Origin of the sequence: Streptomyces sp. NPDC059255, from assembly GCF_042752355.1 — a bacterium.
Taxonomy (GTDB): Bacteria; Actinomycetota; Actinomycetes; order Streptomycetales; family Streptomycetaceae; genus Streptomyces.
Genome location: NZ_JBHYZP010000044.1, coordinates 25932 through 40486, shown reverse-complemented (window position 1 = coordinate 40486; position 14555 = coordinate 25932). Strand labels below are relative to the sequence as shown.

Genomic DNA, 14555 nt, shown 5'->3' with positions numbered 1-14555 from the left:
CCCCTCCCCCGGCCGGCCCGCCCCCGGGGGGTGCCGCGCCCGCGCCCTCCCACCGCCCCCTTCCCCGGGCCGCCCCGGCCCCCCGGGCCCGCCCCCCCCCGCCCCGGGGCCGCCCCCCCGGGCCCGGGGGCCGCGGCGGACGGGACCTACGCGGTCCACTCCGCCCAGGACATGTTCCAGCCGTTGAGGCCGTTGTCCGGGGCTATCTGCTTGTCCTTCGAGTTCTTCACGATCACCACGTCGCCGAGGATCGAGGAGTTGTACATCCACGCCGCGGGGGTGCCGTTGTTCCCGCCGCCCCGGAGGTCGCGCAGTCCGACGCAGCCGTGGCTGACGTTCGCCGAGCCGAAGGTGCCCGAGGACGCCCAGTAGTTGCCGTGCAGGAAGGTGCCGGAGGTGGAGAGACGCATCGCGTGCGGCACGTCCTTGATGTCGTACTCACCGCCGAAGCCGACCGTGGCGCCGTTCATCCGGGTCACCGCGTACTTCTCGCTGATGACCATCTGGCCGTTGTACGTGGTGGTCGACGGGGCGCCCGCGGTGATCGCGATGGTCTTGACCAGCTTGCCGTCCCGGACGACCTTCATCGTCTTGGCGCTCGCGTCGACGGTCGACACCTGGCTGCGGCCGATGGTGAAGGAGACGGTCTTGGCCTGCTTGCCGTAGACACCGGGGCGGCCCTCGACGCCGTCCAGGTCGAGCTTCACGGTCACCTTCGTGCCCGGCGCCCAGTACTTCTCGGGGCGGAAGTCGAGCCGGTCGTTGCCGAACCAGTGGCCCTCCACCGGGACGGACGGCTCGGCCGTCACCGTGATGGCCTTCTCCACGGCCTCGGGCTCGGTGATGCCCCGGGTGAAGTTGATCGAGACCGGCATGCCGACGCCGACCGTCGAGCCGTCCTCGGGCGTGTAGGTGCCGATGAAGGTGTTCTTCGGTACGAGCGTGGTGAACGTGGTGTCCTTCGCGGACTCCCGGCCGTCGGCGTCCTCGGCGATCGCGTGCACCTTGTACCGGGTGCCGGAGGCGAGGTGCTGGAGCGGCTCCCAGGCCGTGCCGTCCGCCGAGAGCTTCCCCTCGACCGCGTCGCCCTTGTCGTCCTGGACGGTGACGGTGGTCAGCTTGCCCTTGGCCGCGGAGACCTTGAGCGCGCCCGTGGTCTCCACGGCCTTGGCGTCGTCCTTGGGCTCGATCGTCACCACCGCGACGGAGGCGGCGTTCTTCACCTCCGCCGCGCCCTTCCCGCCGCCCTTGTCGTCGTCACCCGCGCCGGAGCCGCCGCCCCCGCCGCACGCCGTCACCACCAGGAGCAGCGCCCCCAGCAGCAGGGCGAGCAGCCCCGTACGTCCGCGTCCGCGCCCACGCCCGGACGCGGACGTGGACGTGGCGACCGATGTGGTCAGTGTGGTCGATGTGGCTGATGTCGCCGATATCGGCAGCCCGTTCACCATGGTGTCTCCCCTCGCGCGGCCTGGCCCCGCCACGGCCCGCACCCCCGCGCGTCGAGTGCACGCGCATGGCGATAGATAATCACATGGTGAGCGCGGTGTAGATCTCCCGTCTGTCACCGTTCCGTCCCAACAGGCCGGGACGGCGCAGGTCATGGCGGTGGTACGGGTCAGGGCCCCTTCCGTGCGCCGTCGGGCGGCGCCCGGAAGGGGCCCTGGGGAACGGCCCGTGGGAAACGGTCCGGGGGAACGGTCCGTGGGGCCTCAGCGGAGTGCCGAGCCCGCCTTCCACCGCTTCCACTCCATGTTCCAGCCGCCGAGGCCGTTGTCCGCAGCGACCGTGCGGTCCTTGGAGTTGACCACCTCCACCACATCGCCGACCAGGGTCCGGTCGAAGAACCAGCCGGCCGGGGTGTCGGCGCCGCCGCCCTTGGTGTCGCGCAGCCCCACGCACCCGTGGCTCACGTTCTCGGAGCCGAACGTGTCCGCGGACTCCCAGTAGTTGCCGTGCAGGAACGTGCCCGTGGTGGTGAGCCGGATCGCGTGCGGCACCTCCTTGATGTCGTACTCGCTGCCGAACCCGACCGACCTGCCGTTCATGCGCGTCACCTCGTGCAGCTCCGTCACCACCATCTTCCCGTTGTACGTGGGGCTCTTGGCGTTGCCCGCGGTGACCGGCAGCGTCGACAGCAGCTCGCCGTCGCGCCGTACCTCCATGGTGTGCTCCTCCGCGTCGACCAAGGAGGCCTGGGAGCGGCCCACCGTGAAGGCGAACGTCTTGTGCTGCATACCGAAGACGCCGGGCGCCCCCTCGACGTCCCGCAGCGCCAGCTCGACCGTGACCTCGGTGCCCGGCTGCCAGTACTCCTGCGGACGGAAGTCGAGCCGCTCGTCCCCGAACCAGTGGGCCGCCACCTCCACCGGCGGGTCCGAGGTGATCCGGACGGCCCGCTGGACGGCGGCCCGGTCCCGGATCTTCCGGTTGAAGTCGACGGAGATGATCATTCCGGTGCCGACGGTGGCCCGGTTCTCCGGCGAGGAGTAGGCCGTGAAGCGGTCTTCGGGCACCGCCGTCGTGAAGGTGGTGTGGCGCGCGGAGCGGCGTCCCGCGCCGTCCACCGCGACCGCGTCCACCCGGTACTTGGCGGCGAGCGCGACGACCGCCCCGCCGCGCGGGGTCCACGACCGGCCGTCCGCGGAGATCCGCCCCGGCAGCTCCGCCGGGCGCGCGTCCTCCACCTGGGTCACCTTCACCCGTTCGAGCCTGCCGTCCGGGATCCTCACCTCGATCCGGTCCGTCCGCGCGACCCCCTTCGTCCCGTCCTTCGGGGTGACGGCGATGGTGTCGGCGGAGTCGCCGGCCGGCGTGCCGGTGAGCGTGCCGTCCTTGCCCTCCAGCAGCGCGGCGCCGCCGGTGCACCCGGCCAGAGCAGTCACTCCGGCGATCAGCGCCACGATCATTCCTGCCCAGGCCGGGGCGGTCACCCTGCGAGCCCGTGCCCGTTTTGTCACGTTTCTCATGACCGCCCAACGACCACCCCCCTCCCGGGGAAACGTGAGGGCGGGGCCTCTTGGGGGCAGAACAGGGAAAGGACCACGCGAGGAGCGCGCCACGGCCGGGACAGCCGTACGCGCCGGGGAGCGGGGCCCATGAGCCGCGGGAGGCCGGTCAGTGGCGAGCGCAGCCGAGCAGGAGACAGCCCATCAGGAACACAGCACGCAACAGATCACGGAGCAGGCCACGGAGCGAGCCACGGACCAGGCCACGGGGCGCCCGGCGGAGCGCCCCGCGCGGGCGGAGCCGTCCGGCGCCCCCGCGCCCGTCGTCAGGCCGGGCGCGCCGAATCCCCTCGGGGCCCGCTACCGGGTCGGCCCGGACGGCGTCGCGGGCACGAACTTCGCGCTCTGGGCGGGCGGCGCGGAGGCGGTCGACATCTGTCTGTACGACGACCTCGGCGCCGAGACCCGGCTGCCGCTGACCGAGCTGACCCACGAGATCTGGCACGGCTTCGTCCCCGGGGTCGGCCCGGGACAGCGGTACGGGTTCCGCGTCCACGGCCGCTGGGACCCGTGGACAGGTGCGCGCTGGAACCCGGCGAAGCTGCTGCTCGACCCGTACGCGCGCGCCGTCGACGGGGAGTTCACGCTGCCCCCGGAGGTCTACGGCCACGTACGGGACTGGCCGCAGCCGCAGGTCGCCGACACCGTGCGGGACGACCGCGACTCCGCCCCGTTCGTCCCCAAAGGGGTCGTCGTCCACGACGGCGCGCCCGACGACGGCTGGACGGACGACCGGCGCCCCAAGACGCCGCTGGCCGACTCCGTCATCTACGAGGTGCACGTACGGGGCTTCACCAAGCTCCACCCGGGGATCCCGGAGCGGCTGCGGGGCACGTACGCGGGCCTCGCGCACCCGGCGGCGATCGGCCATCTGCGGCGCCTCGGGGTGACGGCGGTCGAGCTGCTTCCCGTACACCAGTTCGCACACGAGGACCATCTCCTGCGCCGCGGCCGGCGCAACTACTGGGGCTACAACTCCATCGGCTACTTCGCCCCGCACGCCGGGTACGCGGCGGGCGGCACCCGCGGCCAGCAGGTCGAGGAGTTCAAGGAGATGGTGCGCGCGCTGCACGCCGCCGGGATCGAGGTCATCCTCGACGTGGTCTACAACCACACGGCCGAGGCGGGTGAGCGGGGGCCGACGCTCTCCCTGCGCGGGATCGACAACCGCGGCTACTACCGGCTGCCCCCCGACGCCCGCCGGTACACCGACTACACCGGCTGCGGAAACACCCTGCACGTCGTACAGCCGCATGTGCTGCGGCTGATCACCGACTCGCTGCGCTACTGGGTGACGGAGATGGGCGTGGACGGCTTCCGCTTCGACCTGGCGGCGGCGCTGGCCCGCTCCATGCACGACGTGGACATGCTCTCGCCGTTCCTCGCCGTGATCGCCCAGGACCCGGTGCTGCGCCGGGTGAAGCTGATCGCGGAGCCGTGGGACGTGGGCAGCGGCGGCTACCAGGTCGGCGCCTTCCCGGCGCTGTGGACGGAGTGGAACGACCGCTACCGCGACGCCGTACGGGACTTCTGGCGAGGCGCGCTGCCCGACGTACGGGACCTCGGCTACCGGCTCTCCGGGTCGAGCGACCTGTACGCGGCCGGCGGCCGGCGGCCGTACGCCTCCGTCAACTTCATCACCGCGCACGACGGTTTCACCCTGCGCGACCTGGTGTCGTACGAGCGGAAGCACAACGAGGCCAACGGCGAGGGCAACCGGGACGGGACGGACGACAACCGGTCCTGGAACTGCGGCGCCGAGGGCGCGAGCGACAACCCCGAGGTCAACGCCGCGCGGTGGCGCCAGATCCGCAACCTGCTGACCACGCTGCTGCTGTCGACGGGCGTGCCGATGCTGGTCGCGGGCGACGAGATGGGCCGTACGCAGCGCGGCAACAACAACGCGTACTGCCAGGACAACGAGGTGAGCTGGCTCGACTGGTCACTGCTCGACGAGGACGGCACACGGGGCGGGCGCGGCGAGCGGGGCGCCCGGGACGCCCGGGAACTCGCCGACGGGGCGGAGCGCGGGCCGCTGGAGCTGCACCGGCTCGCCGTCCGGCTGCTCGCCCTGCGCCGCGCCCACCCGGTGCTGCGCCGCCGCGCGTTCTTCTCCGGCCGCCGGCAGGCCCCGGACGGGCTGCGGGACCTGGCGTGGTTCACCCCGTACGGCGCGGAGATGACCGAGGCGGACTGGTACGCCCCCGCGTCGACGCTCGGGCTCTTCCTCTCCGGCCGCGACATCCCGGGGCGGGACGCGCGGGGCGAGAAGATCACGGACGACAGCTTTCTGACGGTCCTGCACGCGGGCGCCGCGCCGGTGGAGTTCACCCTGCCCGGGCCGCCGTGGTCGGGCGCGTACGAGCTGGTGGTGGACACCGCGCGGCCGGACCAGCGGGCGGCGCCGGGGACGGTGCACAAGGGCGGCACGGTGGTACGGGTCCCGGCGCGGGCGGTGCTGCTGTTCCGGGTGACCGCGTGACCGGCGGCCTGCGGCGGCCGGTGGCGGCCCGCGACGGCGGAGACGCCGTGGGGCCATGGGGCCGTGGCGGCGCCGTGGGGGCCGTCAGCCGAGGATGCCCCGGTCGTAGCCGGCCGCGACCGCCGCCGCGCGGTCCTTCACGCCGAGCTTGGCGTAGAGGTGGGTGAGATGGGTCTTCACCGTCGCCTCGCTGATGAAGAGTTCGGCGGCGATCTCCCGGTTCGACGTACCCCTGGCGACCCAGCGGAGGACCTCGCGCTCGCGCGCCGACAGGGGTTCGCCCCCGGCGGCGGCCGGGGATCTCACGTGCGAGACGAGGCGGGAGGCGACGGCCGGCGAGAGGACCGTACGGCCGTCGGCGGCGGCCCGTACCGCCGTGAACAGTTCCTCGCGCGGGGCGTCCTTGAGCAGGTAGCCGGTCGCGCCCGCCTCGATCGCGGGGAGCGTGTCGGAGTCCGTGTCGTACGTGGTGAGGACGAGGACCCTGGCGCGGGCGCCCCGGCGGCCGAGTTCGGCGATCGCGTCGACCCCGCCGCCGCCCGGCATCCGCAGGTCCATCAGGACGACGTCGGGGTCGAGACGGGTGGCGAGCGCGACGCCCTCGACGCCGTTCGCGGCCTCGCCGAGCACCCGGAAGCCGGGCGCGGACTCGAACATGCCGCGCAGACCGTCCCGTACGACGGGGTGGTCGTCGACGACGATCAGCGTGATGATCCGGTCCGGCACACCGGTCCCGCCGGTTCTGTCAATGGGTCTGTCAGTGGGTCTGTCAGTGGGTCTGTCAGTCATGGCGCACCAACGGTACGCGAGCCGACACCGCCGTCCCCTCCCCCGGTGCCGACTCGACGGTGACCGTGCCCGCGAGGCGTTCCGCCCTGGCACGCATCCCGGCCAGGCCGAAGCCGCCCGTACCGGAGCGCGGGGGCGGCGTGAGCGCGTCGAAGCCGCGGCCGTCGTCGCGGATGTCGAGGGTGATCTCGTCGCCCATGTAGGAGAGCGTGACGCCCACGCGCCGGGCCGACGCGTGCCGGTCGGTGTTGGCCAGGGCTTCCTGGGCGATACGGAGCAGAGTCGCCGCGACCTCGTCGTGCAGCGGCTCCTCCGTGCCCGTGACCGTGAACCCGGCCCGCAGTCCGGAGCGTTCGGCCCAGCCGGAGACCGTCTTGCGGAGCGCCTTGGGCAGCGTGTCGTGCTCCAGCTCGGCCGGGCCGAGATTCTGCACGGACCTGCGCGCCTCGCCGAGGCTGTGCCGGGCGAGGTCGGCGGCCCGCTCCAGATGGACCCGGGCGAGCGCGCGGTCGGGGGTGACGGTGACCACCTGGAGCTGGGCAATGATCCCGGCCAGCCCCTGGGCGATGGTGTCGTGGATCTCGGCGGCGAGCCGGCGGCGCTCGTCGGCGACGCCCGCCTCCCTGGCCTGGACGAGCAGTTGGGCCTGGAGGGCGGCGTTCTCGGCGAGGGCCTGCTCCAGCCGGGCGTTGGTGCGCTCCAGCTCGGCGATGGTGGCGGCCTTCTCCCGTACGTTCTCGGCCTCCCGCTCGGCGAGATGACCGAAGATGAACACGAGGGAACAGTGCAGCAGGAAGAGCGCCGCGAGGACGAACGCCTGGAGAAGAGACTCCGGCGGCAGCCCGCCGGACTGCGAGCCCGCCATGGTGACGGCCGTGACGAACATGCCGGCGCGGGCGTACCGCCGGGGCAGGAGCCGGTCGACGTCGAAGTAGCCGAGGATGGCGTAGATGGAGTAGAAGGGGTGCAGCCAGGTGAGCGTGAACGCGAGGACCGTACGGGACACGTAGTAGAACTGGGCGGGCCGGGACTGCGCGGGCACCCGGTCGCGGGTCCGGTGCCACCACAGCTGGAGCACGACGGCCGAGAGCAGCAGCGCGGCGCTCGGGACGGGCACGCGGTCACGGTCGACGAAGGCCGAGATGGCGGTGGAGAGCGCGAGCGTGGCGTACGGGCCCCAGCGGTAGAACTGCGCCCAGCGCTCCTCCACGGAGACGGGCGCGGACACGAAGACGGGTGCCGACGCGGACACGGGCGCCGGTACGAGTGCGGGGGTCGGAGAGGTCGGGGTGCCGGGCATGCCCACAGTGTGCCCGCGCATCGCCACGGTGGCGCCGCCGCTCATCCGGTCACTCCCACCGGAACCTGCGGGCCGCCACGGTCGTCAGCACGACCGCCCACAGCGCCGTCACCCCGAGATGGCTCCAGCTCGGCCAGTCTCCGCGCGTCGCCTGGTCGAGCGCCTGGGAGGCGGCGCCGAAAGGGGTGAGCTCGACGATGTGGCGCAGAGTGCCCGGCATCGTCTGCACCGGCAGATAGACGCCCGCCGCGAACATCGCGGGGAAGAAGGCGGCGGAACCGACGGCCCCGGCGATCTTCTGCGTACGGGACACCGCCGTCACCACCGCGCCCAGCGCAAGGGCGCTCACCGTCGCGAGGACCAGGGCCGCCGCGTAACCGGCGAGCTGACCAGGCAGTTCGACACCGAAGGCGATTCTGCCCACCAGGATCACCAGGACGGCGGCGCAGAGCGCGGCGACCCCGTGCAGCAGGATCTGGGCGCCTAGCAGGGAGGCGGGCCGTACGGGGGTCGTCGACATCCGGCGCAGGATGCCGCGTTCGCGATAGCCGGTGAGAACGGGGGGCATGGCCTGGAGCCCGGCCATGATCATGGCGAGCAGGACACCGACGGGCACGTAGAGGTCGATGACGCGCCGGCCGCCGAGTGAGTCCGAGCTCTCGCGGAAGGAAGGGATCAGCCCGAGGATCGTCGTCAGGAGGGTCGGGAAGAGGACGACCCAGAAGAGGCTGCCGGGCTCACGGAGGAAGAGCCGGGCCTCGGCCCTGACGACGAGTGCGGTAGCGGAGGATGAACGGGAAGAGGCGGTGGCGGGGACGGGGACGGGCATCGGTCAGACCTTCTTTCCGGTGGGGCTCACTGCGGCGGTGGGGTTCACAGGGACCGTGGGGTCCGACGTCTGCGTCGTCTCCGTGAGGTCGAGGAACGCGTCGTCCAGGGTCGCCTCGGTGACCCGGAGCTGGCGCGCCGTGACCCGGTGCCGGGCGAGCAGGGTGATCACGGCGTTGACGGTGTCGTCCGTCCCGTTGATCACCACACGGCCGCCCCGGGTGTCGACGGAGGCCGCCTGCGGCAGTGCGGCCAGTTCCGCGTCGTCGAGCGGCGCCGAGGGGGTGAACGAGATGACGGTGGACGCGGCCGAGCGGCCGATCAGCCCGGACGGGGTGTCGAGCGCGGCGATCCGGCCGCCGTCGATCACGGCGATCCGGTCGCAGAGGCGCTGGGCCTCCTCCATGAAGTGGGTGACCAGCAGCACGGTCACGCCGGAGTCCCGTACCTCCTCGATCAGGCTCCAGGTGTCGCGGCGGGCGCGCGGGTCGAGGCCGGTGGTCAGCTCGTCGAGGACGACCACACGCGGATTGCCGATCAGCGCGAGCGCGATGAACAGCCGCTGCTTCTGGCCGCCGGACAGCTTCGCGAACCGGGTCGTCAGCCGGGAGGTGAGGCCGAGCCGTTCGGCCAGGGGCCGCCAGTCGGCGGGCTCCGGGTAGAACGCCGCGTACAGCTCCAGCGCCTCCCGTACGGTCAGCTTGGCCTGGAGCTCGCTCTCCTGGAGCTGCGCGCCGAGGATCCGGGTCACGCGGTCGTGGTCGGCGACCGGGTCGAGCCCGGCGACCCGGACCGTGCCGCCGTCCGGGGTCCTGAGGCCCTCGACGCATTCGACGGTGGTCGTCTTGCCGGCGCCGTTGGGCCCGAGGATCCCGAAGATCTCCCCCTCGTCCACGGTGAAGGAGACTCCGTCCACCACCGTTCGGCCGCCGTACGCCTTGCGCAGGCCGTTCACTTCGATGATCGCCATGAGGACGAGGGTTCCGCGCGGCGGCGCCGAGCGGCATCGGCCACCACGCTCGAACTACCATCATCCGATCGGTTGATGTGGTGGTACGACCGGACGAGAGTGGCAGGAAAACCACATGAGCCTTGTCAGTGCCGGACCGTAGGCTCGCTCTGATGACCGAAACAGATGCACCTGCCAAGGACCGGCCCGGGGAAAGCCCCGGGGAGCGGTCCTCGTCCGTCCGTTCGCTGCTGCGGTTGTGGCCGTACGTACGGCCGGTGCGCAGGCGTCTCTTCTGCGCGGCGGTCGTCGCGATAGTGGCGTCGTGCCTGGGGCTGGTGATGCCGCTCGTCCTGAAGTGGATGGTGGACGGCCCGGTGACGGACCGGGACCCCGGGGGCGTCTGGCTCGGCGCGCTGGCGCTGCTGGGGCTGGGGGTCGCGGAGGCACTGCTGTTCGGGCTGCGGCGGTGGCTGGTGGCCCGGCCGCTGGCGGGGGTGGAGGCGGCGATGCGCGCCGATCTCTACCGCCATCTGCAACGGCTGCCGGTGTCCTTCCACGACCGTTGGCCGTCGGGGCAGTTGCTCTCGCGCGGCACGACGGACCTCATGCTGCTGCGGATGTTCCTGGCCTTCCCGCTGACCTTCCTGCTGGTCAACGGCGTGACGATTCTGATCGGCTTCGTCATTCTGCTGCTCCAGGACTGGTCGTTGGGGCTGGTGCTGCTGCTCCCCGTCGTACCGCTGGTGATCGTCTGTTCGCTCTTCGAGACGCGGTACTCACTGGTCGCGCGGAAGGCGCAGGACCAGGTCGGGGATCTGACGACGGTGATCGAGGAGAGCGTGCTCGGCATCCGGATCATCAAGGGGTTCGGCCGCCATCGCAGCCAGGCGCTGGCCTTCCGTGAGCTCACGCGCCGGCTGCGCGCGACGGAGCTGGTCAAGGCACGGCTGCTGGCCGGGATCTGGGCCGTCATCGTGACCGTCCCGGAGCTGGCCATCGGCGCGGCGCTGGTGCTGGGCACGATCCAGGTGGCGGACGGCGGGCTCTCGGCGGGCACGCTGGTGGCGTTCCTGTCGACGGCGCTGGCGCTGCGCTGGCCGGTGGAGTCCATCGGGTTCCTGCTGGCGATGAGCCAGGAGTCGGCGACGGCGACCGACCGGTACTTCGAGGTGATGGACGTACGGGAGGAAGAGGAATCGGAAGCGGAAGCGGGGGCGCCGGAAGCGGCGGCGGGCGGCCCTTTGGCCGACGGCCCGCACGGCACGGACAGCCCGCACGGCACGGGAGACACGGACGGCACGGACGGCACGGACGGCACGGACGGCACGGACGGCACCGGAGGCGGGATGCGCTTCGAGGGCGTCTCGTTCCGCTATCCCGACGCCCCCGCCGATTCCGCTCCCGTCCTGGACCGGATCGATCTGCACATCCGGTCCGGCGAGACGATGGCGCTGGTCGGGGCCACGGGTTCGGGCAAGACGACGCTGACCGCGCTCGTACCGCGCCTGCACGAGGCGACGGCGGGGCGGATCACCCTGGACGGGCAGGACATCACGGAGCTGCCCAGACGGCGGCTGCGGGAGCTGGTGTCCGTGGCCTTCGAGGAGCCCACGCTCTTCTCCGCGACGGTTGGCGAGAACGTCCTGATGGGCGCGGCCGACCTCGGGAAGGACGCACTGCCGCGCGCGCTGGACGTGGCGCAGGCGGACTTCGTCGAGGCGCTGCCGCACGGCACGGAGACCGAGGTGGGCGAGCAGGGCCACAGCCTCTCCGGCGGCCAGCGCCAACGGCTCGCGCTGGCCAGGGCGGTGGCCGGCCGACCACGCTTCCTCGTGCTGGACGACCCGCTCTCCGCGCTGGACGTGCACACGGAGGCGCGGGTGGAGGCCGCGCTGCGCCGGGTCCTGCGGGACACGACGGCGCTGGTCGTGGCGCACCGGCCGTCGACGGTGCTGCTCGCCGACCGGGTGGCGCTGATCTCCGGGGGGCGGGTCGCCGCCGTGGGGACGCATCAGGAGCTGCTGCGGAGCAGCACGGAGTACGCATGGCTGATGTCCGGGGCCTCCGCGCCCGTTGAGGAGAGTGTCCGATGACGACGTCGACCACGACGGACGGGCACAGCCCGGAACCCGATCCGGAAGCGGAAGCGGAAGCGGAGGCCCGGCGGGAGGCGAAGGCCCGGCGGGAGGCGGTCGGCGTCCGCTCCGTGAGCCTGGACGAGGGCGGGGCCCCGGCCCAGGACCTGGACGAGGCCCAAGACCGGGGCCGGGCCAAGGGCCTGGACCTGGACAAGGACCTGGACCTGGACCTGGACAAGGGCCTGAACCTGGACAAGGCGACCCCGTCGCCATCGCCGCTCTCCTCCGACGCGGACGATCCCTTCGGGAAGGACGCACTGCCCACGCCTCCGGGAGCCACCGGCGCCCTGCTGCGGTCGTTGCTGAGCGCCCGGCGTACGAAGGTGGTCGTGGCCGCGCTGCTCCTGCTGCTCCAGCAGGCCGCGATGCAGGCGGGGCCGCTGATCGTCGCGTACGCCATCGACCGGGGCGTGCCCGCCTTCCGCGACGGGGAGTACGGGCCGCTCTACGCCGTCGGTGTGGGCTATCTGATCTGTTCGGCCGGGTCGGGAGCCCTCCAGTACGCGTTCATCCGGGCCGCCGCCCGGATCAACCAGGACGTGCTCCTCGACCTGCGCGGCCGGATCTTCCGCCATGCCCAGGCGCTGAGCGTCGACTTCCACGAGCGGTACACATCGGGGCGGCTGATCTCCCGGTCGACCACGGACGTCGAGTCGCTGCGGGAGCTGCTGAGCGAGGGCCTCCAGGAACTCATCGGTGTGGTGTTGGCCTTCGTCTACATCTCGGCGATGCTGCTCTATCTGGACCTGGGGCTCGGCGCGCTGGCCGTCGCGTCCTTCGTTCCGCTGTATCTGCTCGTACGGCTCTACCAGCGGCGGGCGGCCCTCGCCTACTCCCGGCGCTCCACCGCGATCGCGGCCGTCATCGTGAAGTTCGCGGAGACGATGAACGGCATCAGGCCCGTGCAGGCGTTCCGGCGGGAAGGCGCCAACGACGCGGACTTCCGGGGGCTCAACCACCGTCACGAGCGGAGCAACGGCGACGCGATCCTGGAGATGGCCCGCTATGTGACCGGCTCCCGGCTCGTCGCCAACACGGCCGTCGCCGGGATCGTCCTCTGGGGCGCCTACCGGGTGGCGGACGGCACCCTGCCGCTCGGGGTGCTCGCGGCGGCGGCGCTGTATCTGCGGCGGTTGTACGACCCGATCGACCGGCTCGGGATGTTCCTCAACTCGTACCAGTCGGCCGCCGCCTCCATGGAGAAGATCGCGGGTCTGCTGGCCCAGGCGCCCTCGGTGCCCGAGGCCGCGCAGCCGAGGGAACTGCCGGTGCTGGAGGGCGGGTTCCCCGGCCGTGCGGCCGTCTTCGAGGGGGTGCGCTTCGCGTACCGCACGGGCGGCGAGGTTCTGCCCCGCTTCGATCTGTCCATCCCGGCGGGCCAGACGGTCGCGGTGGTCGGCTCGACAGGGGCGGGCAAGTCCACCCTGGCCAAGCTGCTGGCCCGGTTCTACGACCCGACGGAGGGCCGGATCCTGCTGGACGGCGTCGACCTGCGCGAGCTGGACACGCCCGAGCTGCGGCGCGGGGTGGTGATGGTGACCCAGGAGGCGTTCCTCTTCTCCGGCACGGTCGCCGAGAACATCGCCATCGGCCGCCCGGACGCGGGCCGCGCCGAGATCGAGGCGGCCGCCAAGGCGATCGGTGCGCACGACTTCATCAGCAGTCTGCCGGACGGCTACGACACGGATGTACGGAAACGGGGCGGCCGGATCTCGGCGGGCCAGCGCCAGTTGGTCGCGTTCGCCCGCGCGCTCCTCGCGGACCCGGCGGTGCTGATCCTGGACGAGGCGACCAGCTCGCTGGACATCCCGGGCGAGCGTGCCGTGCAGCGAGCGATGGACACGGTGCTGCACGGACGTACCGCGGTGGTCATCGCCCACCGTCTCTCGACGGTCGAGATCGCGGACCGGGTCCTGGTGATGGAGCACGGCCGCATCGTGGAGGACGGCCCCCCGGCCGAGCTGATCGCGGGCACGGGCCGCTTCGCGGGCCTCCACCGCGCGTGGCGCGACAGCCTGGCCTGAGAGCCGGACGGACGGCCTCCGACCGGCCGGCCTCCGGGCGCACGGCGGCCAGGCGGACGGGTGGACGGGGCGGACGGGGCGGACGGCGGACGGGCGGTCAGGCGGTCGGGGCGGCGAAGTAGTGGCCCTGGTCGAGGTCGTCGACGAGCCCGGGCCCGGTCGGCCGCCACCCCAGCAGTTCACGGGTGTACGCGCTGGACACCGGGCTGTCCATGGCGAGGAAGGATGCCAGCCAGGTGAAGTGCCCGGCCGCGTCGTCGGGGGAGACCGAGGCCACCGGCAGGCCGAGATGGCGCCCGATCACCTCGGCCACGGTACGGATCGGCACGCCCTCGTCCGCGACCGCGTGCAGCGTGGAGCCCGCCGGAGCACCCTCCAGCGCCAGGCGGAAGAGGCGCGCCGCGTCGGACCGGTGTACGGCGGGCCACCGGTTGGCGCCGTCGCCGATGTAGCCGGAGACGCCCTTCTCCCGGGCGGTGGCGACCACGGCGGCGAGGAAGCCGGGGTCCCCGTCGCCGTGCACGGTCGGAGCGAGCCGGACGACCGACGAGCGCACGCCGCGCTCCGCGAGGGCGGCCGTCGCCTGCGCGTTGGCGAGCCGCTCGGCCGGCCCGCCGGCCGTGTGGACGAGGGCAGGGCCGGACGCCTGACCGTCCCGCTCGGTGGCCACCTGACCCGGCGCCAGCCCGAGCGTGCCGGAGGCGATGAGGAACGGCCGGCCGGAGCCGGCGAGCGCGTCGCCGAAGGTGTCGATGGCCCGCCGGTCCGCGTCGGCCGCGTCCTCGTAGCCGCCGCTGAACGCGATGTCGTGCTTGAAGGCGAGGTGGATCACGCCGTCCGACTCGGCGGCGGCGCCGCGCAGGGTGTCGAGGTCGTCGAGCGTGCCGCGGCGCACCTCGGCGCCGGCCTCGGCGAGGGCGGCGGCCGAGGCGTCCGAGCGGGCGAGCCCGACGACCTGGTGGCCCGCGCCGATCAGCTCCGGAACCACGGCCGAACCGATCCAGCCGGACGCACCGGTGACGAACACACGCATGAGG

At 72.8% G+C, this 14555-nt stretch carries 10 protein-coding genes; 3 read left to right on the top strand and 7 right to left on the bottom strand.

Features of this window, described 5'->3' with window-relative positions; genetic code table 11:
- Positions 1 to 146 precede the first annotated feature (146 nt).
- Both ACFXKG_RS35565 and ACFXKG_RS35560 read right to left on the bottom strand, forming a co-directional pair.
- Positions 147 to 1445, bottom strand: coding sequence for an Ig-like domain-containing protein (locus tag ACFXKG_RS35565; RefSeq protein ID WP_384847995.1), 1299 nt, complete (start codon positions 1443 to 1445; stop codon positions 147 to 149).
- A 264-nt stretch (positions 1446 to 1709) separates the two neighbouring features.
- Positions 1710 to 2966 (bottom strand): Ig-like domain-containing protein, encoded by a 1257-nt coding sequence (locus tag ACFXKG_RS35560; protein ID WP_384847883.1) that lies wholly within the window; start codon positions 2964 to 2966, stop codon positions 1710 to 1712.
- 151 nt (positions 2967 to 3117) lie between these two features.
- Here ACFXKG_RS35560 and glgX point away from each other — a divergent pair, with 151 nt between their 5' ends.
- Positions 3118 to 5487 carry a glycogen debranching protein GlgX gene (gene glgX, locus ACFXKG_RS35555; protein WP_384847880.1) on the top strand — a complete coding sequence of 790 codons (2370 nt, stop codon included), beginning with the start codon at positions 3118 to 3120 and terminating at the stop codon, positions 5485 to 5487.
- Between the two features lie 84 nt (positions 5488 to 5571).
- On the opposite strand, the gene ACFXKG_RS35550 is transcribed toward glgX, so the two are convergent.
- From ACFXKG_RS35550 to ACFXKG_RS35535, 4 genes are read right to left on the bottom strand one after another with little or no spacing between them, the layout of a single operon-like run.
- Positions 5572 to 6213: a response regulator gene (locus tag ACFXKG_RS35550; protein ID WP_384847877.1), complete on the bottom strand. Its 642-nt coding sequence runs from the start codon at positions 6211 to 6213 to the stop codon at positions 5572 to 5574.
- A gap of 55 nt (positions 6214 to 6268) precedes the next feature.
- Positions 6269 to 7576: a sensor histidine kinase gene (locus tag ACFXKG_RS35545; protein WP_384847874.1), complete on the bottom strand. Its 1308-nt coding sequence runs from the start codon at positions 7574 to 7576 to the stop codon at positions 6269 to 6271.
- A gap of 49 nt (positions 7577 to 7625) precedes the next feature.
- Positions 7626 to 8405, bottom strand: coding sequence for an ABC transporter permease (locus tag ACFXKG_RS35540; protein ID WP_384847871.1), 780 nt, complete (start codon positions 8403 to 8405; stop codon positions 7626 to 7628).
- Positions 8406 to 8408: 3 nt separating this feature from the next.
- Positions 8409 to 9374 (bottom strand): ABC transporter ATP-binding protein, encoded by a 966-nt coding sequence (locus ACFXKG_RS35535; protein ID WP_384847868.1) that lies wholly within the window; start codon positions 9372 to 9374, stop codon positions 8409 to 8411.
- A 152-nt stretch (positions 9375 to 9526) separates the two neighbouring features.
- Between ACFXKG_RS35535 and ACFXKG_RS35530 the strand changes: the two genes are divergently transcribed.
- Both ACFXKG_RS35530 and ACFXKG_RS35525 read left to right on the top strand, forming a co-directional pair.
- On the top strand, positions 9527 to 11449 hold the full coding sequence (locus ACFXKG_RS35530) for an ABC transporter ATP-binding protein (protein WP_384847865.1): 1923 nt from the start codon (positions 9527 to 9529) through the stop codon (positions 11447 to 11449).
- Positions 11446 to 13518 carry an ABC transporter ATP-binding protein gene (locus tag ACFXKG_RS35525; RefSeq protein WP_384847862.1) on the top strand — a complete coding sequence of 691 codons (2073 nt, stop codon included), beginning with the start codon at positions 11446 to 11448 and terminating at the stop codon, positions 13516 to 13518. The genes ACFXKG_RS35530 and ACFXKG_RS35525 overlap by 4 nt, the downstream gene beginning before the upstream one ends.
- A gap of 97 nt (positions 13519 to 13615) precedes the next feature.
- On the opposite strand, the gene ACFXKG_RS35520 is transcribed toward ACFXKG_RS35525, so the two are convergent.
- Positions 13616 to 14551 (bottom strand): SDR family oxidoreductase, encoded by a 936-nt coding sequence (locus ACFXKG_RS35520; RefSeq protein ID WP_384847859.1) that lies wholly within the window; start codon positions 14549 to 14551, stop codon positions 13616 to 13618.
- Positions 14552 to 14555 lie beyond the last annotated feature (4 nt).

What these genes read in the sequence shown, in the direction of transcription:
- ACFXKG_RS35525 (WP_384847862.1), top strand. Translation starts at nt 11,446, where the DNA reads ATGACGACGTCGACCACGACGGACGGGCACAGCCCGGAACCCGATCCG.
- ACFXKG_RS35540 (WP_384847871.1), bottom strand. Translation starts at nt 8,405, where the DNA reads ATGCCCGTCCCCGTCCCCGCCACCGCCTCTTCCCGTTCATCCTCCGCT.
- ACFXKG_RS35545 (WP_384847874.1), bottom strand. Translation starts at nt 7,576, where the DNA reads ATGCCCGGCACCCCGACCTCTCCGACCCCCGCACTCGTACCGGCGCCC.
- ACFXKG_RS35530 (WP_384847865.1), top strand. Translation starts at nt 9,527, where the DNA reads ATGACCGAAACAGATGCACCTGCCAAGGACCGGCCCGGGGAAAGCCCC.
- ACFXKG_RS35520 (WP_384847859.1), bottom strand. Translation starts at nt 14,551, where the DNA reads ATGCGTGTGTTCGTCACCGGTGCGTCCGGCTGGATCGGTTCGGCCGTG.
- ACFXKG_RS35560 (WP_384847883.1), bottom strand. Translation starts at nt 2,966, where the DNA reads ATGAGAAACGTGACAAAACGGGCACGGGCTCGCAGGGTGACCGCCCCG.
- ACFXKG_RS35535 (WP_384847868.1), bottom strand. Translation starts at nt 9,374, where the DNA reads ATGGCGATCATCGAAGTGAACGGCCTGCGCAAGGCGTACGGCGGCCGA.